Annotated in this window: 18 protein-coding genes and 1 tRNA gene; 9 read left to right on the forward strand and 10 right to left on the reverse strand. The window is 42.7% G+C overall.

The window, feature by feature from the left end:
* Positions 1-23: 23 nt before the first annotated feature.
* From ACO05P_RS01070 to ACO05P_RS01090, 5 genes are all read right to left on the reverse strand, one after another.
* Positions 24-1,163 carry a tyrosine-type recombinase/integrase gene (locus ACO05P_RS01070; protein ID WP_421752940.1) on the reverse strand — a complete coding sequence of 380 codons (1,140 nt, stop codon included), beginning with the start codon at positions 1,161-1,163 and terminating at the stop codon, positions 24-26.
* 38 nt (positions 1,164-1,201) lie between these two features.
* Positions 1,202-1,275 (reverse strand) — tRNA-His (locus tag ACO05P_RS01075).
* A 75-nt stretch (positions 1,276-1,350) separates the two neighbouring features.
* On the reverse strand, positions 1,351-1,794 hold the full coding sequence (locus tag ACO05P_RS01080) for a hypothetical protein (protein WP_421752941.1): 444 nt from the start codon (positions 1,792-1,794) through the stop codon (positions 1,351-1,353).
* Between the two features lie 2 nt (positions 1,795-1,796).
* Positions 1,797-2,174, reverse strand: a complete 378-nt coding sequence (locus tag ACO05P_RS01085; protein WP_421752942.1) for a hypothetical protein — start codon at positions 2,172-2,174, stop codon at positions 1,797-1,799.
* A 17-nt stretch (positions 2,175-2,191) separates the two neighbouring features.
* Complete coding sequence (locus ACO05P_RS01090) at positions 2,192-2,722, reverse strand: RNA polymerase sigma factor (RefSeq protein WP_421752943.1); 531 nt, start codon at positions 2,720-2,722, stop codon at positions 2,192-2,194.
* A 218-nt stretch (positions 2,723-2,940) separates the two neighbouring features.
* Here ACO05P_RS01090 and ACO05P_RS01095 point away from each other — a divergent pair, with 218 nt between their 5' ends.
* From ACO05P_RS01095 to ACO05P_RS01110, 4 genes are all read left to right on the forward strand, one after another.
* Positions 2,941-4,353, forward strand: a complete 1,413-nt coding sequence (locus ACO05P_RS01095) for a hypothetical protein (protein WP_421752944.1) — start codon at positions 2,941-2,943, stop codon at positions 4,351-4,353.
* Between the two features lie 214 nt (positions 4,354-4,567).
* Entirely contained in the window at positions 4,568-5,986 is a 1,419-nt protein-coding gene (locus ACO05P_RS01100) for a hypothetical protein (protein WP_421752945.1), read from the forward strand.
* 117 nt (positions 5,987-6,103) lie between these two features.
* On the forward strand, positions 6,104-7,507 hold the full coding sequence (locus ACO05P_RS01105; RefSeq protein ID WP_421752946.1) for a hypothetical protein: 1,404 nt from the start codon (positions 6,104-6,106) through the stop codon (positions 7,505-7,507).
* A 219-nt stretch (positions 7,508-7,726) separates the two neighbouring features.
* The gene (locus tag ACO05P_RS01110; RefSeq protein ID WP_421752947.1) at positions 7,727-9,109 is read left to right on the forward strand and encodes a hypothetical protein; all 1,383 of its coding nucleotides are present in this window, start codon (positions 7,727-7,729) and stop codon (positions 9,107-9,109) included.
* Positions 9,110-9,306: 197 nt separating this feature from the next.
* Here ACO05P_RS01110 and ACO05P_RS01115 read toward each other — a convergent pair whose 3' ends face one another.
* The 5 genes from ACO05P_RS01115 to ACO05P_RS01135 all read right to left on the reverse strand — a co-directional run bounded on the left by ACO05P_RS01115 (position 9,307) and on the right by ACO05P_RS01135 (position 14,889).
* Positions 9,307-9,975 (reverse strand): hypothetical protein, encoded by a 669-nt coding sequence (locus ACO05P_RS01115; protein ID WP_421752948.1) that lies wholly within the window; start codon positions 9,973-9,975, stop codon positions 9,307-9,309.
* A gap of 347 nt (positions 9,976-10,322) precedes the next feature.
* Positions 10,323-11,615, reverse strand: coding sequence for a YaiO family outer membrane beta-barrel protein (locus ACO05P_RS01120; RefSeq protein ID WP_421752949.1), 1,293 nt, complete (start codon positions 11,613-11,615; stop codon positions 10,323-10,325).
* A gap of 89 nt (positions 11,616-11,704) precedes the next feature.
* Positions 11,705-12,658: a transketolase family protein gene (locus ACO05P_RS01125; protein ID WP_421752950.1), complete on the reverse strand. Its 954-nt coding sequence runs from the start codon at positions 12,656-12,658 to the stop codon at positions 11,705-11,707.
* A gap of 1 nt (position 12,659) precedes the next feature.
* Positions 12,660-14,051 (reverse strand): vWA domain-containing protein, encoded by a 1,392-nt coding sequence (locus ACO05P_RS01130; RefSeq protein WP_421752951.1) that lies wholly within the window; start codon positions 14,049-14,051, stop codon positions 12,660-12,662.
* Positions 14,041-14,889: a transketolase gene (locus ACO05P_RS01135; protein ID WP_421752952.1), complete on the reverse strand. Its 849-nt coding sequence runs from the start codon at positions 14,887-14,889 to the stop codon at positions 14,041-14,043. The genes ACO05P_RS01130 and ACO05P_RS01135 overlap by 11 nt, the downstream gene beginning before the upstream one ends.
* A 152-nt stretch (positions 14,890-15,041) precedes the next feature.
* Between ACO05P_RS01135 and ychF the strand changes: the two genes are divergently transcribed.
* The 5 genes from ychF to ACO05P_RS01160 all read left to right on the forward strand — a co-directional run bounded on the left by ychF (position 15,042) and on the right by ACO05P_RS01160 (position 22,771).
* On the forward strand, positions 15,042-16,133 hold the full coding sequence (ychF, locus tag ACO05P_RS01140) for a redox-regulated ATPase YchF (RefSeq protein WP_421752953.1): 1,092 nt from the start codon (positions 15,042-15,044) through the stop codon (positions 16,131-16,133).
* A 92-nt stretch (positions 16,134-16,225) separates the two neighbouring features.
* A complete protein-coding gene (locus tag ACO05P_RS01145) occupies positions 16,226-18,106 on the forward strand; it encodes a DNA topoisomerase IV subunit B (RefSeq protein WP_421752954.1) in 1,881 nt (626 codons plus the stop codon).
* The gene (locus tag ACO05P_RS01150) at positions 18,096-18,605 is read left to right on the forward strand and encodes a hypothetical protein (protein ID WP_421752955.1); all 510 of its coding nucleotides are present in this window, start codon (positions 18,096-18,098) and stop codon (positions 18,603-18,605) included. Before ACO05P_RS01145 ends, ACO05P_RS01150 begins: the two co-directional genes overlap by 11 nt.
* Positions 18,553-21,183: a DNA gyrase/topoisomerase IV subunit A gene (locus ACO05P_RS01155; RefSeq protein ID WP_421752956.1), complete on the forward strand. Its 2,631-nt coding sequence runs from the start codon at positions 18,553-18,555 to the stop codon at positions 21,181-21,183. Before ACO05P_RS01150 ends, ACO05P_RS01155 begins: the two co-directional genes overlap by 53 nt.
* Positions 21,152-22,771 (forward strand): choice-of-anchor B family protein, encoded by a 1,620-nt coding sequence (locus tag ACO05P_RS01160; RefSeq protein ID WP_421752957.1) that lies wholly within the window; start codon positions 21,152-21,154, stop codon positions 22,769-22,771. Before ACO05P_RS01155 ends, ACO05P_RS01160 begins: the two co-directional genes overlap by 32 nt.
* The last annotated feature ends 36 nt before the right edge of the window (positions 22,772-22,807 follow it).

Raw genomic sequence — 22,807 nt, forward strand, 5'->3', positions numbered from 1 at the left:
ATTAATGTATGCCCCCTTTTTTATTAGAACTCTTCAGTCCTGTTTTGAAACTTCGAAAGACTGTATCCCGTTAGGTCTGACAAGTAAACTTCTGTTTGATCTAGCGACGAGTGTCTAAGTTGCCTTTGTAGTGCTCTAATATCCAGGCCGTCGTTTAAAGCGTCAACCGCGCCGCGATGCTTAACGCTATACAGATCGGAAGGAATAGAAAGCTGTTCTTTTACTAACGATTTCCAAAGTCTTGAAGGGTTGTTCTTTCCCTGTCGATTCTGGGCAGGAGCAAAACCAAGACCAAAAACGAAATATTCAGAAGGGTAGTTTTTGAGATATTGGAACCTGTCTACTAAAAAGTTAGGTATTGAAACCGATTGAGTTCTCTTATTTTTCGACTCTTCAGAACGAACCGTTATCACTTGGTTTTGAAGATCAAAGTCAGATATTTTTAAAGATAGTATTTCCTTTGGCCTTATGAAGCAATAATAAATCACAAGGATAAAATTCCAGAATCTCGGGTTTTCGGATATTGCTATGTTTTTAACTTTCTTTAATTCAGACTTCGAAATTATCCGTCCCCTGGTGGATGAAACAACGCGTCGGCAGTATAGACCATCGCACGGGTTAAATTGAGCGAGGTTCTTTTTTATAGCCCAGGTAAACAGGCCTTTTATAGCAATTAACTTAGTATTATAGGTAACGTCTGAACACCCTTTCGAAAGTTCTTCGTCCAGGTACTCAACAATTATTGAATTAGAAACTTTGTCAATTGTAATATTCCCCCTAGAAGTTCGGTCTAGGAATCTACAGAAAATTGAAAGGATTGAACTCTTTGAAAGAATGGTTCCTTTTCGCCAACTATTACGATGAAGTCTAATATATTGGTCCACGTTGTCCCGAACGGTTAAGCCTATTGTCTCACACTTTCCTTTGAATGGATCAAAACCAGAGTGTAAAAGCCTGTTTGTCTCCTCGACCATTTCGCGACCGATTCGGCGGCGCTTTTTTTTATCCTTTTCGTAATTGAGCCCCCCGTAAATCTTAAATCTCTTCATTCTACCCGTGTCAGGGTGCAAGAAGGAGTAATAAACAAACCATTTTTTAGAGGGATCGCCGTCGGCGTCGTAGAGTTTCGCGGCGGAGAATGTCCGTTTTACTGTCCCTGCCATTAGAAAGGAATTGTAAAACAGACACTTGCCGCGGTATGGGTGGCTAATGGGGTTCGAACCCACGACCTCTGGAACCACAATCCAGCGCTCTAACCAACTGAGCTATAGCCACCGTTTATAGCCCTTTGCTAAGGGTCGGCAAATGTAAGCAATGTCGTGAAATCGAAAGTAAAAAATGTGAAAAAAATCAAGGTCGCCCGCGTCTCCGTCCTAAAGTCTCCATAAGGTGTCGGTGGAATTCAATTTCGATGCGATAAAAGGTGGCAGCTTTACGAGTGCCCAAAGCGGCTTTAAACTTATCGTAGTATTCCAATTTAAGCTCTGCTATTTTCTTCTGGTTTTGAAGCTCTTCCAAAGCAATTTTCTCCAGAGTAGCATCGTCCAGGTCATCCCATTTATCACGTACTTCCCTGCGACTCATGCCTTCCATACGCTTTTGATGAAGTTCATGGAGCTTTTTATTGTACTCATTGTAAACCGGCCAAAATTTTTGTGCCTCTTCAGGACTAAGATCCAGTTCTTCAGTTATAAATTTCGTCTTGTAGGCTTCTACCTTTTTAAAGTCTTCGGGTTGGGCCTGAGCCAGAAAACCGAAGAGGAGAAGGCTGCTGAGAAAGATTATATTTTTCATGATTAAAGGTATTCAGTGCTGTGTTCATTAAGGTAGGATTCGATGAGATCGGTATCCAGATTATCTAATCCTTCCGCGGCTTCATCATCGGGTAGCTCAATAAAGCTTTCAGGGTATACTCCGTATGGATCCTGGTTTAGGAAGTCAATAACTTCTTGTTCTTGCAAATCACTAAAGTTAAGCTCTGAATTTTGATTCACTTGCAAGGGGATGAAAAACAGCGCCGCAATGAGGACTGCCGCTGCCGCTGCTAAGCTGGGCCAGAGAATCCTGCTTTTCGGGTTTTTAGCCACCGGGCTACTGTCTTGAGCAAGGGCCTTTAATTGGTCCTTCTTGGCATCGAAGTAGCCTTCCGGTATTTTAAATCCTTGATCTTTCATGACATACTATTTGACGCTTAAAACTCATTAAGGTTTAATTGAACTTTTACTTTTTCCTTGGCATGATGGAATGAAGCCTTAAGGGCGCCTACCGAAGTATTAAGCATCTCGCTCATTTCTTTAAAACTCAAGTTTTGAAAATACTTCAGTTTAAACACAGTCTGTTGTTTATCCGGTAGCTCTGCTACAGCATCAAGCAAGCTTTTTAAGGCCTCATCGCCATCAAAATAGGGATCAGCACTCAAGTGGTAGTTTAATGCGCCTTCCTGCCATTGAAAGCGTCTTTCCTTTTTAAGATGAGCCAAAGCTTCATTGGTTGCGATGCGATAGAGCCAGGTGTAAAATGCGGCATCACCACGAAAGGAGGGCAGGGCTTTCCAGGCTTTAATGAAGCATTCTTGTAAAACATCATCGGACCAGTCATGACGCAAAAGAATGCTGCGTATATGCCAATACAAGCGCTCAGTATAAGCCTCTACTATATTCCCAAAGAGAGTTTGGTACTGCTGCTTCTGTAATTGCTCTTTCCAGATTCCTGGCTCCTGCATAATTCAAAGTTCGATAATTAGAGTCTGCAAAAGCTCAAAAGGTTTAACGGTGTAAAAAGTGGGAATTCTAAAAACAGCTAGTTAAAGCAAGTTAAATCCTGAAAAAATTAGATTTAAACACCTGAAAATTAGTGTTGAAAAAATAATTGACCATTTTAAGTGATATGAAAATTATACTATATTTGAGCCTAAATTTCTATTACCCAAATACGTAAGTGATGAAAAAAGTTACACTATTTCTTGCCGCTGCAGCTGTGCTTTCAAGCTGTAATCGGGAAATAGGAGACGATTTAACCAATGGTCCGGATCAAAAGAGTACCAATACTGTACACTTTAGTCAATCGGATCTTGATGGTCAATTGATTCCTATGAGCCAGTCTTTCAATATTTCCTCGAAGGCTGCTGTTCAATTAAATTATACCTATCGTGCCTATGCAGAGCCTGTAAGCTTTGGTACCTGGGATCATGATGGCGACAATGGTGCTGTAACTCCAGAAGTTCCTTTGAATTTGGCGGCTTCCGCTATTTTCTCTGTGAATGACATGGTATTCGTTACCTGGCATATGACGGATGGTCCTTTGGCGGCAGGTGCGAGTTCACCTCTTGGGGGTTCTATCACTGCTTACAAGCAAACCGGAATTGGTCAGTATACCTTTATGGATCGTGTGGACTTTACCGATGCTGACTACCATGAGCTTTATGTATATCAAAATACTAGCTCTGGTCATTACGAAGTGTTTGCAGTAGGTCAACGTAATGTGCAGTCTTCCGGCTATTTATTAGCAGGTCACAATGGTGCTGTGGTTACACGTATAGATTATGATTATCTGAACGACGAATTCTGGGAGCCAGGTGTTACCGAATTGCCTTTACCAGGTGTATCAGCTAATGATATCGTTGCTGGTGCTTCTAACTACTACGTAATTACCGGTAATGGTAATGGTGGTTCAGGTGGTGGTATCTACGAAATGGACCGCAACCTGGCGCAGGTTAAGAAATTCAATTCTACCATTAATGATGGTATTGCTTTGGAAATTGATAGAACCTGGTCAAACTCCAGCCACTCATACATCTACGCTTTAGATCGTCAGGGTACTTCAAAATTCCGTATTCATTACTTACATACTGATAATACGGGTCCTAGTGGAATTACTACCTGGGCCTCTGATTTGAATTTCGTAAGTGATTACAATACCGGAGCATTAGGAGGTATCAATTACGAAAGAGGTGATCTTACCTGGGCTCAGCGCTCCGGATGGGGTAGCAGTAACCCTGCAGATTCTCTGATTGCTTCCTTTGGATACTATGGTATTTACAGCGCTGGATCCGGAGTTGGAGGTATGAATCACTTGAAGGATTTAGGTCCTTGCTTGTCTACCGAATTTGACGAAGGTTTAAATGTACTTTACTATGCCGATGGTGATGATGGTGTAAGTGTATTGGCAATGGCCGGATTTAATGGTGGCGCCCTGATTAACACTTACGATGTTATTGGTCAGTTTGTTCCTCCTACCGGTGGTGCATTCCCCAGTACCTTCCTAGTTAAAGAATTAACTGTATATCAGTCACGTAATATAGCCATGGCCACTGGCGATGCCGGTGTGTACTTCATGCAGCGCAATAAATTCTAAGGCTTTAAAAGCTTATTAGATACTATTTAGAAGCCCCTCATTGAGGGGCTTTTTTTGTTTAAAAAGTGATACAGTTTTAATTCAGATTTAAAAAATGATAACTCATCATTAAATTATACTCTATTAGTCTGATAGTGTGTGTTTTTAGAAAATTGTTGATTTTTATGTTGTATTAATTTCTACATTTGTAGAACTATTACCCAATTCAATCACAATGAAAAAAATTGCCACTATTTTAAGTCTGGCTGCCCTGGTGGTAGCTTGCAACCGTGGAGAGGACTTAAGTTCCAGTGCCCCGGTTGACAGCACTTCGGCAGGTGTAGTACATTACAAGCGTAGTGAACTGCCTGGAAGTGTAACCGACATGAACGAAACTTTTAGCATTTCCGCTAAAGCTTCCGGTACTCAATTGAACTATACTTACCGCGGTTATGCGAAGCCGGTAGATGCGGATAACACTCCTTTTAATAGCGATGACTTAGCAGCAGCAGCCATCTTCGCTGTGGATGACGTGGTTTTTGTTTGCTGGCATACCAATGGAAATGCAGGTAGCCCCTTAAACAATACCAATCCTTATGGAGGTTCTGTAGCGGCTTATAAGCTTTCCGGAATTGGGCAGTACACCTTTATGGATCGTGTAGATTTCCCAAATCACGATTTCTTTAAAATGTCGGCCCACAAGAATACCAGTACTGGTAATATCGAAGTGTTTATTGCTGGTCAACGCGATCCAGACAATTCTAAATATTTACTGGCAGGTCACTTTGGTGCAACTGTATCTCGTGTGGATTACGATTATATCAATGATGAATTCTTTGAGCCCTCTTTCTTAGAATTGCCATTACCAGGATATGCTGCTACGGATATCATTGCAGCTAGCAGTAACTATTATGTATTAACCGGAAACGGCGTTGGCGCTAACAATGGCGGTGGTTTATACGAAGTAGATCGTACCCTTAACAATGTGAAGAAAGCCGACATTAACAATATCCACGATGGTGTTGCCTTGGCGATTAATCCAGCTACAGCAGTGAAACCAGGTCCAGGAAACGCAGTATCAGACCTTTGGGTATTAGATCGTCGTGCCAACAATTATCACATCCACAAGTTTTTAGGTCTTAGTGCTGATATCAATACTGGTCTTTCGAACTTCTCATCTCTTTCCGCTAGTCACAGTACTTCTGTTGGAACCATTTTCCCAATTAACTACGAACGTGGTGATTTAGTTTGGGCATTAGGTCCTAACAGTGTAAGTTCAGATATGGACTCCTTGATTATCGCTGTAGGTAGCAATGGTATTTGGGAAGCCGGAACCGGAGCGGCCGGAATTCACAGTGCCGTAGATTTAGGCGCTTGTACAGGTTTAGCTTATGATTCGGGCTTAGGAGTAATGTACTACTCTGCGGGCGAATCAGGTATGTGGGTATTAGCAATGGGCGAATATGCTAATAGCGCAGGTCCATTAGTAAACCTTTACGATATCGTAGGTCGTTTCGTACCGCCTAGCACAGTGGGTGGTATCGGCGGAACCATTCCTTTTAATATTAAAGATATTACCGTATATCATTCTCGTAACCTGGCTTTGGCCTCGGGGGATGGCGGTGTGTTCTTCGTGCAACGCGACAAGAACTAATTCGTTTAATAGATAGAGAAAAGCCTCCTAAACAGGGGGCTTTTTTTTGATATAGCAAAAGTATATATCGATAGTTTAATTTGATATTCATTACTTTGTAATCCTATTGCTACCAAGATGTTAGATGTTAAAAAAATCTCTGTTTTACTGCTCTTTGGCTTAGCGTTTACGGCCTGTACTCGCGACCTTCCTGAAGACTCAAGTCAAGGTGGCTCAGAACCCGATCCCAATGATGTAGTAATGAATGGCTACGGCTTTGGTGATTTGCAAGGGCAATTGGTGGCCTTGAATGATACTTTCATCTTGAATAATAAAACCGGATCCGGTCAATTGGAATATTCTTATCGCGCTTATGCAGAGCCGGTAACTTTCCAATCCGGGGCGAGTACCACTACCTTATCTGCCACCGCCATTTTCGCGATTCGTGATATGGTTTTTGTGACCTGGCATATTCCTTCCGCGGCTTATGGTGGGGCAATTTGTGCTTACAAACAGAGTGGTATAGGGCGTTATACTTTTACTGATCGCGTAGATTTCCCAGAAGCGGATTACATCGAACTTAGTGCCAGTGAGAATAGCGCAAGTGGGTATTATGAAGTGTTTATGGTGGGGCAAAGAGACCCCGACCTTTCTAACTATTTGCTGGCAGGGCATCGAGGGGCAGTCGTTACCCGAATTGATTATGACTTTATAAACGATGAATTCTGGGAACCCTCTGCAAAGGAATTGCCCTTACCCGGAACTTCGGCTAATGATATTGTAGCCGCTGCTGCGCATTATTATATCCTTACCGGTGATGGTGCCGGAGGTTCGGATGGCGGATTGTATCAGATTGATCGTAGTATGTCTCTAGTGGAAAAGGCAGATCAATTAAGTATTGGCGATGGAATTGCGCTGATCACAGATCCATTAAGTCAATCAGTAAACCCGGGAATTAGTTCCAGTGCACACATTTATACTTTGGATCGCAATGGTTCGGATTACCGAATAAAGCGGGCCTCAATAAGCTACGATTACAACAGTGATCAAACCAATTTTAGTAATCTAAGTGATTATTCTGATAATTCGGTAGGCCCTACAATTACACCTATAGACGGAGAACGCGGTGACTTAACCTGGGCTCAGGGATTTGGGGCAGGAGCCACTAATACGGATTCATTGATGATCGCTGTGGGTTATGAGGGAGTATTTAGTGCAGGCACATCCATAGGTTCCAGCTTTGGAACGGCTGTGAATTTTGGCCCCTGTTTAGCTACTGAGTTTGATGCCGACCTCGGTGTGCTTTACTATGCTGATGCGAATGATGGAGTACGGGTAGTGGCCATGGGAGCATATGCGGCCAATGATGGCAATCTTTCAGTATATGATCTCATTGGCAATTTTGTGCCCCCCACCGATACCTTATCAGGAACTGTTTTACCCAGTACTTTTTACATCAAAGAAATCTCCTTATATCGTTCAAGAAATATCGCCCTGGCAACGGGGGATGCGGGTGTTTACTTTTTGCAGCGAAATAAATAGATAATGTTAGCGGTTCGAACAAACCAGAAAAAGGGACGCCATGCGATCCCTTTTTTTTATACCCTTTATCGAAGAAAATCGACCGTTTATCTATACATCGAATTTATAGTTCAGCTTATCTAAGCTTTAGGCTTTAGGTCTTGATTTATATGGAATTTCGTTGGACAGCTTAAAATGGGTATTGTGTAGGGAAAACATACCGTTAACAAGATTTGTGCAATGAAAAAATTAGTCTATTTATTTGCAGCGGGAGCCTTTCTGGCCAGCTGTAATCGCGATGTAAGCTCCTTGCAGGACCCAACAGCCGAAAGTCGGATTGATGTGCTTTCTGGCTCTGCGCTTAGCAATCAATTACGCTCTATGAACGAGTCTTTTACCATTAGTGGTAAGGCCGCTCAAAACTTATCCTACCTCTATACCAATTTCGCTGAAGCGCCGGCAAACCTGGCCTACACCGAAGAATTAGCAGGAGGGATTGTAACTGGTACTTCAGATTTGGCCCAGGCTACTTCTGTAACCGCCAATGGTGAAATGGTATTCGTTACCTGGCACCTTGAAGATGCTCGCTACGGCGGCTCTATTTCTGCTTACAAATTGGTTAATGGTACCTATCAGTACACTTCTCGTATTGATTTTGATGATACGGATTGGCATGAAGCGGAAGTACATCGTAATACCGGAACCGGGAACTATGAGATTTTTGCCGTAGGTCAGCGTAGCCCTTCAACCAGTGGCTATTTGTTGAACGGTCACCGTGGTGCCGTGGTAGGTAAAATCCTTTACAATTATATTACCGACGAATTCCAGGGACACGGTACTTATAAGGAATTGCCATTACCAGGATACGGGGCTAATGCCATTATTACCTCTGCTGGAAAATACTATATCCTTACAGGTAATGGTCAAGGTACAGTAACTAATGATGCCCGCAGCGGTTTATATGTTACGGATTACAATTTGACCAACGTTTCAGAGTCTATGACTATTACCGATGGTATTTTCGTAGAAGCCGATCCCTTTAATAGCAGTCCCAGCAATGTGGATTACGCTTTATTAGATCGCACGGCGAACGATAAAGTACAGGTACGTCGTGGTATGAATACCACACAAACTGTATCCAATGCCATGAGCTATACCATCGACTATATCACTGGAGGTGGAATTCCATCTTTGGCCTTGGAGCGTGGTGGAATGGCATTTATCCCTTATACCTATTCGGGTAGCAATGTTAGCAGTACCGAATATCTTTTGGCCTTAGGTCAGGAGGGTTTATACGGACAGTTTACCGGACACATTAACAATGCTGTTAATTATTGCTTGGCAGTAACTCATGATCCTTCTGCTCGTGTTATTTATGCCGCAGCTGGTGATGCCGGTTTAAAAGTTGTTGCTGGCCATGGTTTTAATGGCGGTGTATTAATTAATCCATTTGATTTAGTGGGACAATTCGTACCTCCTACCAATGCCTTTATCGCTGGCTTTAATGTAAAAGACGTATCTGTATACTTCTCAGATTATTTAGCCGTAGCAGTGGGGGGTACCGACGGATCAGGAGTTAATCCTCGAAAAGGTGGTGTATACTTTGTACGCAAACTGAACTAAGAAAGCACAAAAGCATATTCTATAATTAGATTTGGTTGTTTAGGCCCGCAGTTTTACTGCGGGCTTTTTTTGTGCCATTCTATGAAAAAAGGAGGAAGGGTAAATCAATCTTAAATACTGCAGTGAGTTTTTGAATACTTAAAATGTCAGGATAAGTACTATCTTAAATAAGCATTTACCCCCAGATTACTGATCTCTCACTCATATTGTTTTTTTGTTGCAGAGGTCATGAAGTTAAAAAGCTCTTTTTCGTGAGCAGTGAGATTTGTCTTCATATTTAGATAATTAACTCTTTGTTTAGTTGTTAATTGACGCTCATGCTTGTGAACTTTTCTGATAAAATTCAAATTCAAATCTCGAAATAACTTGTCTTCTGGAAAGGCATATTTATGACTTTGAAACATGGAAAGTACATACCGATTATAAACTCTTGCTCTTTGAGCCGTTCTGACATCGACTTTTGAACGATCATCATAATTGTCTGGTTGTCCAACATATCCAATTATTGAGTCCGGATTATCGTCAAGATATATCTTAATTAATGAAGCACTTTGTTTTAATATGCAACGAAGACTAATGTAACTTAACTGATAGCCAAGCTCTTTTGACCTTAACTGATACTTCTTAGGATCATTTTTACACATTCTCGGATAGTATTTGATCATTGCAAATCCAGGGTAATGGTGCAATTCAATTACATAACCTTTAATAACCTTTCGAGGAGCATGGCTTAGCGTGGTGCCAATTAAATTGATGGAAAAGCGCTCAACTTGAACCAAACCATATGGAAAGTGAATATCAGAGAGATTGTCATTGTCTCGCTTCTTTTGCTTTCCAATTGGTTTTAAAATGAAAATATCAGGCATAAAAAAAGGGAAGATTTTAGTCTTCCCTTCAAAAATATCATTTAGCAATGATTAATATGATAGATTCTTATAGGCCCCAATGGCTAAGTCCTTTTTTGCACTTTTATTTAAATCTCGCCACTCCAGATTTTCAATAAGCTTTTTAAGTGGAGATTTTTCTACACTCTCAATTGGTGTTGAGCTTAAATCATGGTGTGTTAAATTGCTAGACTTGAATCCCATGGCATTTTCTACTTTATAATAGAGTATGATTAGAGAACGCAAAAGTATTTCTTTTGTTTTTATTTACAATGAATATTGAAAATTGAGCCAAATACATTAAAGGCTGATATAGTCTTTAGGTTATTTTAAATTCTATATCCCAAGGTTAATCCCAATGTGATAATCCCCATATAATCACCCTGAACGCTAAAGCTTTCCTGGCGGGTTAGGATTAGATCAAAACGAGTATACAGTTTAGGATTGGCCAGCTTTTGATAGCTGATTCCAAAGTATTGGTTGTCCAGGCGTACATTGCCTTCCTCGGTAAGGCTGTTGGCTACAGATAAGATTCTTTGATCCGGAACTAAACCGTAACCGGCGGTAAGCTGCAGAAAATCGCCTTTACCACTAAAGAATTTTCGATACAAGAAATTATAGGTAGTACCAATGCCATTTTGATCCGCAATAATAAATGGTCGGAAGGCGGCATATTCGCTGCCCCAGTAATAACCTATAGAACCGGTATACATTACCACCTGATTTAATAGAAAGTCGAGGTAGCGAAAACCTAAGGATCCTTCAAAATCACTTTTCCCAATCTTACTGTAGTATTCCATTCCAAAGCGGAAGCTGGGGAAAATCTGAGAAGGGGAGTAGCCAATATTGATGTAACCGTATGAATTTCGGCTGATACGAGGGTAAATATCTACTTCCCCTTGTACACCAAAGGAGGTAAAGCTCTGGTTTCGATCCCCATAATTTAGTCGACCGATAATGGCTCCAATTTTAGTCTGACGACCGTACTGGACAAAACCAAAATACCAGGGTCTATAGGTTTTGGTGAAATAGTCTATGGTGCCGCCAATTGCGAGGCCATCTACAATTAATTGATTAAGTAAATAGGTCTTGAGCTGTTTGAGCTCATTATTATCCGGATATTTCTCCAAGGCTTCTTCTACTGCCTCAAAGGCATCACGCAAATCATTGCTGGTAGTGAGGGATTGTACTTTACTTACGTAAAAGAATTCGTTGTTCTTGGGAAAGCGCCGAATTCCATCATCGCAGTACAAAATGCACAGGGCATGCTGTTTAGCAAAACGTTCGTTCTGTACCCGCAATTCATAAATCGCATAGGCATTGGTGTCCTCAACAATTAAATTGCGGATCAGATTCCGGGCGTTTTGATGGCGTCCGTCCCAAACAAAGGTGCGGGCCTTAAACAGGCGATATTGGTAATTTCCGGGATCATCCAGTAAGAGGAGGTCCAAAACTTTACGTGAAGTTTGGTAGTCTCCTTTAAAGGCCAAATCCCGCGCTTGAGCAAAGGCAGAGTCCGGATCGGCCGAGATCATTACTACTGGCGCATTGCTAGTGTCCTCCTGGGCAAAAAGCCCGGAGCTGAATAGCATTAAGCACGCAAAAAGCAATGTCTTTTTCATGGCAATCGTTTTGGACCTTAAATATAGATTGCGCTCCGATCGCAGACTCAGAGCTTTCGCTCAAAGGCCTAAATACTTCGTTCAGAGGCCTATTTACGGCTAATAGCGCGCTTAGCGGCTTCGTAAATGGCTTGTGTGCTTAAACCGTATTTCTCGAGTAATTGCTCGGGAGTACCACTTTCCCCAAAGCTATCGTTTACGGCAACAAACTCTTGAGGACATGGACTATTGCGAACCAATACTGCTGAAAGGCTTTCGCCTAATCCGCCAGCCATTTGATGCTCTTCGGCTGATACCAAAGCACCGGTTTTAGCCGTAGAACGCAAAAGTGCTTCTTCGTCCAAAGGCTTAATTGTATGGAAGTTGATTACTTCTGCACTAATACCTTCAGCTTCCAAGATTTCAGCTGCTTCCAGGGCCTTCCAAACCAAATGTCCGGTGGCGGCAATAGTTACATCACTTCCCTCTTGTAAGAATAAGGCTTTGCCTATCTCAAACTTTTGATCAGCCGGGGTAAAATTGGCCACTTTGGGGCGACCAAAACGTAGGTATACCGGGCCATCATGCTCCGCAATTGCGATGGTGGCAGCTTTGGTTTGGTTATAATCACAAGGGTTGATTACGGTCATGCCGGGAAGCATTTTCATCAAACCAATATCTTCTAGAATCTGGTGGGTCGCTCCATCCTCACCTAGGGTAAGCCCGGCATGGCTGGCGCAAATTTTTACGTTTTTACCAGAATATGCAATGGACTGTCGAATTTGATCGTAAACCCGTCCGGTTGAAAAGTTGGCGAAAGTTCCGGTAAAAGGAATCTTTCCTCCAATGGTCATACCAGCAGCAATCCCCATCATATTGGCCTCGGCAATTCCTACCTGAAAGAAGCGTTCGGGGTGGTCTTTGGCAAAGGCGTCCATTTTTAGAGAGCCGGTAAGGTCGGCACAAAGAGCAACTACATTGGGATTAGTTTTACCCAATTCGCTTAAGCCGGCTCCAAATCCTGAGCGGGTATCTTTAGCTCCCTGGTCAGTGTACTTTTTCATCTTAGTTGAGTTTTACAATGGTAGTGGTCCCGGAGTTCACCGTAAATTCTTCGGCGACCGAGTATAAACTTTGTTGTGAAGATTTTGATCGGGATATCACCCGGTAGGTTCCGGGTTGCAGGTTAAAGCTTTGTCGTGATTTCTGTGAATTTAGGTCACAAACCCAGTCCCATCCGCCTTGAGCATTTAAGGTTAAAATGCTGCCAAAGCTGGGGGAGCTGCTCTGAATGTTCACCACACCTGCAGGAGCAACCGAAATATTTGTGGATTTACCCGCCTCTATTTCAACATCTTTAAGATGAATCCGCGGGAGGCTGAGTATTTCTAAATCGTATTTTCCTTCCAGGTACTCCACAGCGCTATTGAATTCCTGAACATGCAAAGGCTTGGTACTTCCTTTTTCATAGACCAAAGCCATCAACTCTGATCCTCCTCTTTGTTGATGCTGAAGCTTTAAGGTTCCGCGTGCCAAATCCAAGCCAATGATATTGTGCTGTCCGGATGAGATTCGGATATCCTTTTTACTACGCTCCGGAATAGAATGCACCGTAAGGTTATAGGTCATTAAAGGGTCCAGGTAAATGGTGTCTGGTACGCCTTTATTATTAAGGGTATGTACCATTTGCTCCATAATCTTGCCGCTTACGGCATCATAAAAGGTGAGGGCCACATTGGACTCGGTTGCTAAGCCGTTTCCATCCAAAAGATTTACCTGAGCGGTGGTATTATCTAAAGCCTGAGAAATTACGATACCCAATACATTTTCGAAGGTTTCTTCGTCAGAGGCATCAAAATAATTCCCTACGCATTCAAAGGTTTTTTGGAAATTCTTATCCAAGCCAATTCCAATCACAAAAGGCTTTAAGGCAATTCCCTTTTGCTGTAAGATGCGCGAGGCGGCGCAAGGATCTTCATCACAAGCTTCTACGCCATCGGTGATAAGGATGATAATATTGCGGCAATTGGAGCAATCCCCAAAATCATAAGCCGCACGTTCTAAGGATCGCGCAATTGGAGTAGTGCCCTTGGGACTTATGCTGTTAAGCTTTCGCTTGATACGGGCATAATTGTCTTTGCCAAAGGGAATTTCCAGTCGAGTATCATTACAATCCTGAGGTGGTACCGGTTTTTGATGACCATATACGCGCAGAGCAAGCTGTAAATTCTCTTGATCCAGGCTGTTCAGGCTATCCAACATTTTACCCATGAGCCGACGGGCTACATCGATTTTGTTGCCACTTTCCCAGCGTGCATACATACTTTGCGAACCATCAAAAACAAAGAGTATCCGAGTAATAACCGGATCCCGCTTCAGCTCTCGTTGACCTAATAAAGTCGTAGAGAGTAAAAGCAGTGGAATTATTTTGAAAAGGAATCGCAAATCAATAATCACCCAATGTTTCTTCCAATTGCCCTAAGGCTGCTGCTAGTTGCTCATCATTAGGAGCAATACCATGCCATTTGTGAGTTCCGGCCATAAAATCAACCCCGGCTCCCATGTCGGTTTCCATAATTACAGCAATTGGTTTTCCCTTTCCGGTTTTGGAACGGGCTTCTTCCAAGCCAGCAATTACGGCTTCCATATCATTACCTTTTTGGATGTGAACGGTATCCCATCCAAAAGCCTGGAACTTGGAAGCAATGCTACCCATGGCTAAAACATCATCTGTAGAGCCGTCGATTTGTTGACCATTGGCATCGATGGTCGAAATCAGATTATCCACCTTATTGGCAGCGGCATACATGGCTGCTTCCCAAATCTGACCTTCTTGCAATTCACCATCACCATGAAGGCTGTATACTAAATGATCGTCTTTAGCTAATTTTTTACTGAGGGCGGCACCAATAGCTACCGACATTCCCTGACCGAGAGAACCACTGGCAATGCGCACGCCAGGAAGACCTTCATGTGTAGTTGGGTGACCTTGTAAACGAGTGTTCAGTTTACGGAAGGTGGCTAACTCTTCTACCGGGAAAAATCCAGCTCTGCTTAAGACACTGTAATAAACCGGACTGATATGTCCATTCGATAAGAAGAAGAGATCCTCATTTTTACCATCAGGATCAAAAGGCTGGGCTTTATAGTCCATCATATGATGGTAAAGGGCCACAAAATATTCGGTACAACCAAGGCTTCCGCCGGGGTGACCGGATTGAACCGCATGTACCATCCGCACAATATCCCTGCGGGTTTGGGTACAAATTTTTTGAAGGTCTTTAAGATCAGTCATTTACTCACATTGATTTTGCAAAATTATTGAATCTCAAGCGCCTGAACTTTGTAATGTTGATAAAATGTGAAAAAGGGGCCCGCTTTCCTTTCCTGCGATAATGTGGTTCAGGCTTTAGCAAAAAAGTATCTTTGCCGCCTTAATTGAAACGCATGAAATGTGGTATTGTAGGATTGCCAAATGTTGGTAAATCCACCCTCTTTAATTGTTTGTCGAATGCCAAGGCGCAATCGGCCAATTTCCCCTTCTGTACCATTGAGCCCAATGTGGGTATGGTGAATGTTCCGGACGAACGCCTGGATAAATTAGAAGCGATCGTAAACCCACAAAGAGTGGTGCCGGCAACGGTTGAAATCGTGGATATCGCAGGTTTGGTAAAAGGGGCTTCTAAAGGGGAAGGTTTAGGGAATCAGTTTTTAGGGAATATCCGCGAATGCAACGCGATTCTGCATGTACTTCGTTGCTTCGAAAATGATAATATCACCCACGTAGATGGGACTGTAGATCCAATTCGGGATAAAGATACCATCGATACGGAGCTGCAGTTTAAAGATTTGGAGACCCTCGAAAAGCGATTGGATAAACATCGCAAAGCAGCTAAGGCTGGAAATAAAGAGGAGGTTCATAATGTGACCATGCTGGAGGCCTTACTTAAGCATGTGGAGGGTGGTCAGAATGTGAGAGCCTTTGAACGTACCGAAGAGCAGGATGAATTGATTAGTGATATTCAATTGCTTACCGATAAACCCGTGCTTTACGTTTGCAATGTGGATGAAGCTTCTGCCAAGGAAGGGAATCAATGGGTAAGCAAGGTGCAGGAAATGGCTGCCTCCGAAGGAGCAGAGGTGATTCATTTGGCCGCCGCTACCGAAGCGGATATCTCTGAGCTCGAAAGTTATGAGGAGCGTCGCATGTTTCTGGATGATTTGGGCTTGGAAGAAGCAGGGGTTAACCGCTTGATTCGCAAGGCTTATCAGTTGTTAAATTTGCAAACTTATTTCACTGCCGGTGTAAAAGAGGTGAGAGCCTGGACCATTAAAAAAGGTTTTACCGCTCCCCAAGCTGCAGGTGTAATTCACACAGATTTCGAAAAAGGATTTATCCGTGCTGAGGTGATAAACCTCAAGGATTACCTGACTTATGGTTCGGAATCTGCGGTAAAAGAGGCCGGTAAATTAAGAGTAGAAGGAAAGGGCTATGTGGTTGCAGATGGAGATGTGATGCACTTCCTCTTTAATGTTTAGGTTCTTGATAAGTTGTGAAAAAAATCTGAGGTTCTATTAGCCTGCAGTCCCTGCTGTATAGCTATTTTTAAGCCTTTATCCTACCAAATACCATGTCTACAAGCTCCAATTACAACGAAGATAATATTAGATCTCTCGACTGGAAAGAGCATATCCGGCTCAGGCCCGGTATGTATATCGGTAAGTTAGGGGATGGTTCTTCGTCGGATGATGGAGTCTATATCCTGCTCAAAGAGATTATCGATAATGCCATCGATGAATTTGTGATGGGAGCCGGTAAAACTGTGGAAGTGAATATTCGCGATGGCGAAGTTATGATTCGCGACTATGGCCGGGGGATTCCTTTAGGCAAGGTGGTTGACGTGGTTTCCAAGATCAATACCGGTGCCAAATACGATTCTAAAGCTTTTAAAAAGTCAGTAGGATTAAATGGAGTAGGAGCCAAGGCTGTAAATGCTTTGAGTGACTATTTCATGGTACAATCGGTACGTGATGGTCAAACCAAAATAGCCCGTTTCGAAAAAGGGAATTTGGTAGAAGACGAGGACATCAAAGAAAGTAGCCTCCGCAAGGGAACCAAGATTGTTTTCAAGCCCGATAACAGTGTGTTTAAGCATTATCGCTTTGTTTCGGAGTATGTTGAGAAAATGATCTGGAATTACTGTTATCTGAATCCAGGGCTTACCATCGTTTTTAATGGTGAGAAATACCTTTCGGAAAACGGTTTAAAAGACCTGCTCAGCAATAATATAGACAATCCAACCCTGCATGATATTATTCATTTGAGGGGGGATGATATTGAAGTGGCCTTAACCCACAGTGAGCGCAGCCAGAGTGATATGTACTATTCCTTCGTGAATGGTCAGCATACCACCCAGGGGGGAACGCACCAGGCGGCCTTTAGAGAGGCATTGGTGAAAACCCTGCGCGAATTTTACAATAAGAGTTTTGATGCTTCAGATGTTCGGGATTCGGTAGTAGCCGCGATTTCCATCAAGGTGATTGAACCGGTATTTGAATCGCAAACCAAAACCAAACTAGGATCGAATGATATTGGTCCGGATGGTCCTACTATTCGGACTTTCATTAATGATTTTATGAAAACCAATCTCGATAACTTCCTCCATCGGAATGAGGAAATTGCCGAGATTATTTACCGTAAGATATTAAGAGCGGAGAAAGAGCGCAAGGAGTTGAGCGGTATTAAGAAGCTAGCTCGCGAGCGTGCTAAAAAAGCCAGTTTGCACAATCGTAAGCTGCGTGATTGCCGCATCCATTATAATGATCAAAAGGACGAGCGTCGCTTAGATACCACACTCTTCATTACCGAGGGAGATTCTGCCAGTGGTTCCATTACGAAAAGTCGGGATGTGAATACGCAGGCGGTATTTAGCCTTAAGGGTAAACCGCTTAACTGTTACGGTTTAACCAAAAAAGTGGTTTATGAGAATGAGGAGTTTAACCTCTTACAGGCGGCTCTGAATATTGAGGACGGACTCGAAAACCTGCGCTATAATAATGTGGTAGTGGCAACCGATGCAGATGTTGATGGTATGCACATCCGCTTATTGTTGATTACTTTCTTTTTGCAGTTTTTCCCTGAACTTGTGCGGGAGGGGCATCTTTTCATTTTGCAAACTCCATTATTTAGAGTTCGCAATAAAAAGGAGACACATTATTGTTACAGTGATGAGGAAAAGCGGGCAGCGCTCTTAAAATTGGGGGCTAAAGCAGAAATTACCCGATTTAAAGGATTGGGAGAGATTTCTCCTGATGAGTTCAAGCATTTTATTGGAGAGGATATTCGCCTGGATCCGGTAATGCTTTCCAAAGAAGCAACTATCGACCAGATCCTCGCTTTCTACATGGGGAAAAACACCCCTAAGCGTCAAGAATTTATTATCGAAAACCTGAGAATAGAACGCGATCCTACTGAAGAGGAGGAAAAAGAGGAACTGCTTCATGAAAATTAATTCCAATTCCTATTCTAAGATCAACCTGGTGATCTTAAGTGTGGCCTTATTGGCGATTTTAACCGATTTCGTCCTGTCTTTTTTTCAGGGCTCCTTTACGGATAGTTGGTGGCTGGGCCTGGGTGGACTGTTGATTATCATCCTATTAATATACCGTGGGCCGAATGAGTTTAAGTACGATTCTGAGGGCGAGGTATTAAACTTTACTACTGCAGATGCCTTATGGGGACGTCTGATTCGCAATTACAATAAACATTATGAATTTCCCAAGCGTCGTTTGCACGGTTATAAAATGACCAATATTCTGTTTCGCCGGCGCTTAATCATATTTATAAAGAGTCGTAGTGGAGGGATAAAGGAAAGATCCATGTTGGTTTCCTATCTCTCAGGCTCTCAGGTAAAAAGTTTGGAGAATTCGTTAAAGAAATACTCACAGCGAGGAAAAAATGACGGAAGAAAGTCAGGATCAAAATCAAGAAAATCAGGAGAGCAATCCTAAGGAACAAGCCCCACAAATTACCCGGGTTTCGGGAATGTATGAGGACTATTTTCTGGATTATGCCAGTTATGTAATCCTCGAAAGGGCAGTTCCAACTTTGGGGGATGGCATGAAGCCTGTACAAAGGCGCATCTTGCATGCTCTTAAAGAAATGGATGATGGTCGCTATCACAAGGTGGCGAATGTTATCGGGCAAACCATGAAGTACCATCCGCATGGGGATGCTTCCATTGGGGATGCCTTGGTTCAATTAGGGCAAAAGGAATTGTTAATTGATGCTCAGGGTAACTGGGGGAACGTACTTACCGGAGACAGCGCAGCAGCTCCACGTTATATTGAAGCTCGTTTGTCCAAGTTTGCACTGGATATTATTTACAGTCCTAAAGTTACAGAGTGGCAAAGTAGCTACGATGGCAGGGGCAAGGAGCCAGTAGAGTTTCCCGTGAAATTCCCTTTACTACTGGCACAAGGGGTAGAAGGTATTGCGGTAGGCTTATCAACGAAGATCATGCCCCATAACTTCAATGAGTTGATTAATGCCTCGATCAAGATTTTAAAAAATCAAAAATTTGATTTGCTCCCCGATTTCCCAACCGGGGGGATAGCAGACTTTAGTCAGTATAATGAAGGTCTGCGCGGAAGCCGGATTCGGGTTCGAGCGCGTATAAGTGTGCGTGATAAGAAAACCCTGGTTATTGAAGAGATCCCTTTCAATACCACCACCGGATCTCTTATTGATTCAATCTTGAAAGCCAATGATAAGGGCAAGATCAAGATTCGGAAAATAGAAGATAATACCGCAGAACACGTAGAGATCTTAGTACATCTTCCCTCCGGCATATCTCCGGATAAGATGATTGATGCCCTATATGCTTTTACCGATTGTGAGCTTTCGATTGCTCCTTTATGCTGTGTAATTGAGAATGATGCTCCCCAATTTATATCGGTAAAGGAGATTCTCCGTCGTAATGTGGGGAATACTCTGGATGTACTGAAAGCCGAGTTGGAGTGGGAGCTTAACGAGCTTCAGGAGAAATGGCATTTTGCCTCTCTGGAGCGCATTTTTATTGAGAATAAAATCTACCGCGATATAGAAGAGGCCGAAACCTGGGATCAGGTAATTGGCAATATTCGCATCGGCTTAGAACCGCATATCGGTCATTTATTACGCGAAGTAACGGAGGAGGATATTACTCGCTTAACGGAAATCCGAATTAAGCGAATTTCTAAATTCGACAAGGATAAGGCAGATGCGCTCATCGAAGCCCTGGAGGGCGATATCGAGCAGGTGAAACACCACCTTAATAATTTGGTGGAGTATGCAATCGACTGGTTTAAGAATATTCAGAAGAAATATGGCGCTGGTCGAGATCGCAAGACTGAAATCCGCATCTTCGAGGATATTGAAGCTACGAAAGTAGCGATGGCCAATGTTAAGCTTTATGCCAACCTGGAAGAAGGCTTTATTGGTACCAGTCTTAAAAAGGACACCTTTATTTGCGATTGTTCGGATATCGACGATATCATCGTTTTCCTGAAGAGCGGAGAGATGATTGTTAGCAAGGTGGATCAAAAAACCTATGTGGGTAAGGACATTATCCATGTAGCGGTATGGAAGAAGGGCGATAAGCGCACTACTTACAATATGATTTATCGCGATGGTAAGAAGGGAGCCTCCTTTATGAAGCGCTTTCAGGTTACTGCTATTACCCGCGATAAACACTATGACTTAACGGCTGGAAACACTGGTTCTGAAGTATTGCATTTTACCGCCAATCCAAATGGTGAGGCCGAAAAAGTAATGGTCCACCTGCGGGCATTACAGCGATTGAAAAAGCTGAAACTCGAAGTCGACTTTGCCGATCTTGCGATAAAAGGTCGTGGGGCGAAGGGAAATACCGTAACCAAGTATCCAATCAAGAAAATTGAGATTAAAGAGGAAGGCGTTTCCACTTTGGCCGCAAGGAAAATTTGGTTTGACGATACCGTAAATCGCCTGAATGCCGAAGGTAGGGGACGACTCCTGGGGAGTTTTAAAGGTGAGGATAAGATCTTGGAAATCACCGCCAGTGGGCATTATCGATTACTGGGATATGATTTGAGTATTCACTTTGAAGATGATTGGCAAATCATAGAAAAATACGATCCCGAGCGTGCTGTCTCAGCCGTTTATTTTGATGGTGAAAAGCAAAAGCATTTTGTAAAGCGTTTTATCCCGGAAGTACCGGATCGCAAGGAATTGTTCATTAGTGAGCATCCAGACTCTCAACTGGATGTTGTAAGTTACGATCTGCAACCTCGTATTGAAATTATCTACCGAAAGATTAACGGGAAGCAAAAGGATAATGAAGAGCTAGTTCTCAGTGAATTTATCGCGGTAAAAGGTGAAAAGGCGCAGGGTAACCAACTTTCGAGGGATGAAGTACGTAAGATAAATGCCCTTGAGCCTTTAGATCCGCCCGCAGAGGAGGAAGAGGAAATCGAGGCAGATCAAGATAATAATACATCGAATGAACATTCTGACGAATCAGCCGAAATCACTGAAGATGACGGCCAAATCTCCCTGGGCTTGGATTAGTCTATTAATTGCCCTCTCTTTTAATTTACAAGCTCAGGATAGTTTGGATATTAGAAGCTTAGGGCGCTTGGGTTATAGTCAAACTCTGAATGATGTTTGGGGCTGGGTAGATACCACCAATAACAAAGAATATGCTTTGGTGGGGGTGCAGAATGGCCTTTCCATTGTGGATGTAAGCAATCCGGCTAATCCGGTTCAAACCAATTTCTTTAGCGGTGCCAGTTCCATTTGGCGTGATATGAAGACCTATGGTAATTATGCTTATACCATTCATGATAATTACAATGGTACTTCCAATGGAATTTTCATTGTAGACATGACTACCCTGGCCAATACTTTTCCTAGTACCTACACCCGTAAACCGGTAATTACAGTAGGTACTAACTCCTATACATTTGATCGGGCTCACAACCTTTATATAGATGAGGCGGCCGGACTTTTATTTGTATTTGGATCCAACGTTGGAGCGGGAGGGGCTCTGATTTTTGATTTGAAAAACAATCCTACTAATCCTGTTTATCTGGGGGCATTCAATGACTATTATTTACATGATGGGGTAGCACGTGGTGATACCCTCTGGGGAGCTGCGGTTTTAGATGGATTTTTCTTGCCGATAGATATTAGCAATCCCAGTAACCCGGTCATTAAAGCTACTCAAACCACTCCTTTTAATTTCACCCATAATATTTGGTTTAGTGACGATAATCAAAGGGTATTCACTACCGACGAGAAGAGTGGAGCTTTTATCGCGGAATACGATGTAAGCGATTTAAATAATATATCCGAGAACGACCGCATTCGTACTCACTTTGGAACCAATGTGATTCCTCATAATGCGCACTTCTTCAATAATTTCCTGGTGAACAGTTATTACACTGCGGGAATACAAATATTGGATGTGAGTCAGCCGGGCTTAATGGTGGAAACCGGTTATTACGATACTTCCCTTGATTCGGGAGATGGATTTAGTGGTTGTTGGGGAGCTTATCCCTATTTACCCAGTGGAAATATTTTGGCCACCGATCGCCAACGCGGATTGTTCGTCTTGCAAAGTGATTATACCAGAGCTTGTTACCTCTTTGTGAGCGTAATTGATTCCTTGAGTTCACAGTCTTTGATTAATGCTCAGGTGCAAGTTCTCAATACCGATATCAGTGGAAACACGAATATTTTCGGCAATTACCGTGGAGCACAAGTGGCACCGGGAACATTCCAAATGGTGGTTTCAAAAACAGGCTACCGCAATGATACCATTAGCATTAACTTGACTAATGGTCAGAGTGTATCTAAGCAAGTAGCTTTATTACCAGCTACTTTTAGTTTGGATGCAGAAGGACCTTTGCGCAGTGTAGAAGTATATCCGAATCCGCTGAGTACCGAAAATGCCCAGTTGAAGTTAAGCAGTTGGACTCCAGACATGGAAGGCCTACAATATTATCTAAGCGACTTAAACGGACGATTGCTGGAAAGTGGAGAATTGGAAAATGCACAGCTCGATTTAAGTTCCTCAGGCCTTCAAGCGGGCTCTTATATCCTGCATTTAAAAGGAGAGGATTATGTTCGTACTTATCCGCTGATCCTTCGGTAGACAAAGGAAAATTTCGTTTACTTTGAGCGGAATTCG

Origin of the sequence: Croceimicrobium sp. (genome assembly GCF_965228705.1) — a bacterium.
GTDB lineage: Bacteria > Bacteroidota > Bacteroidia > Flavobacteriales > Schleiferiaceae > Croceimicrobium.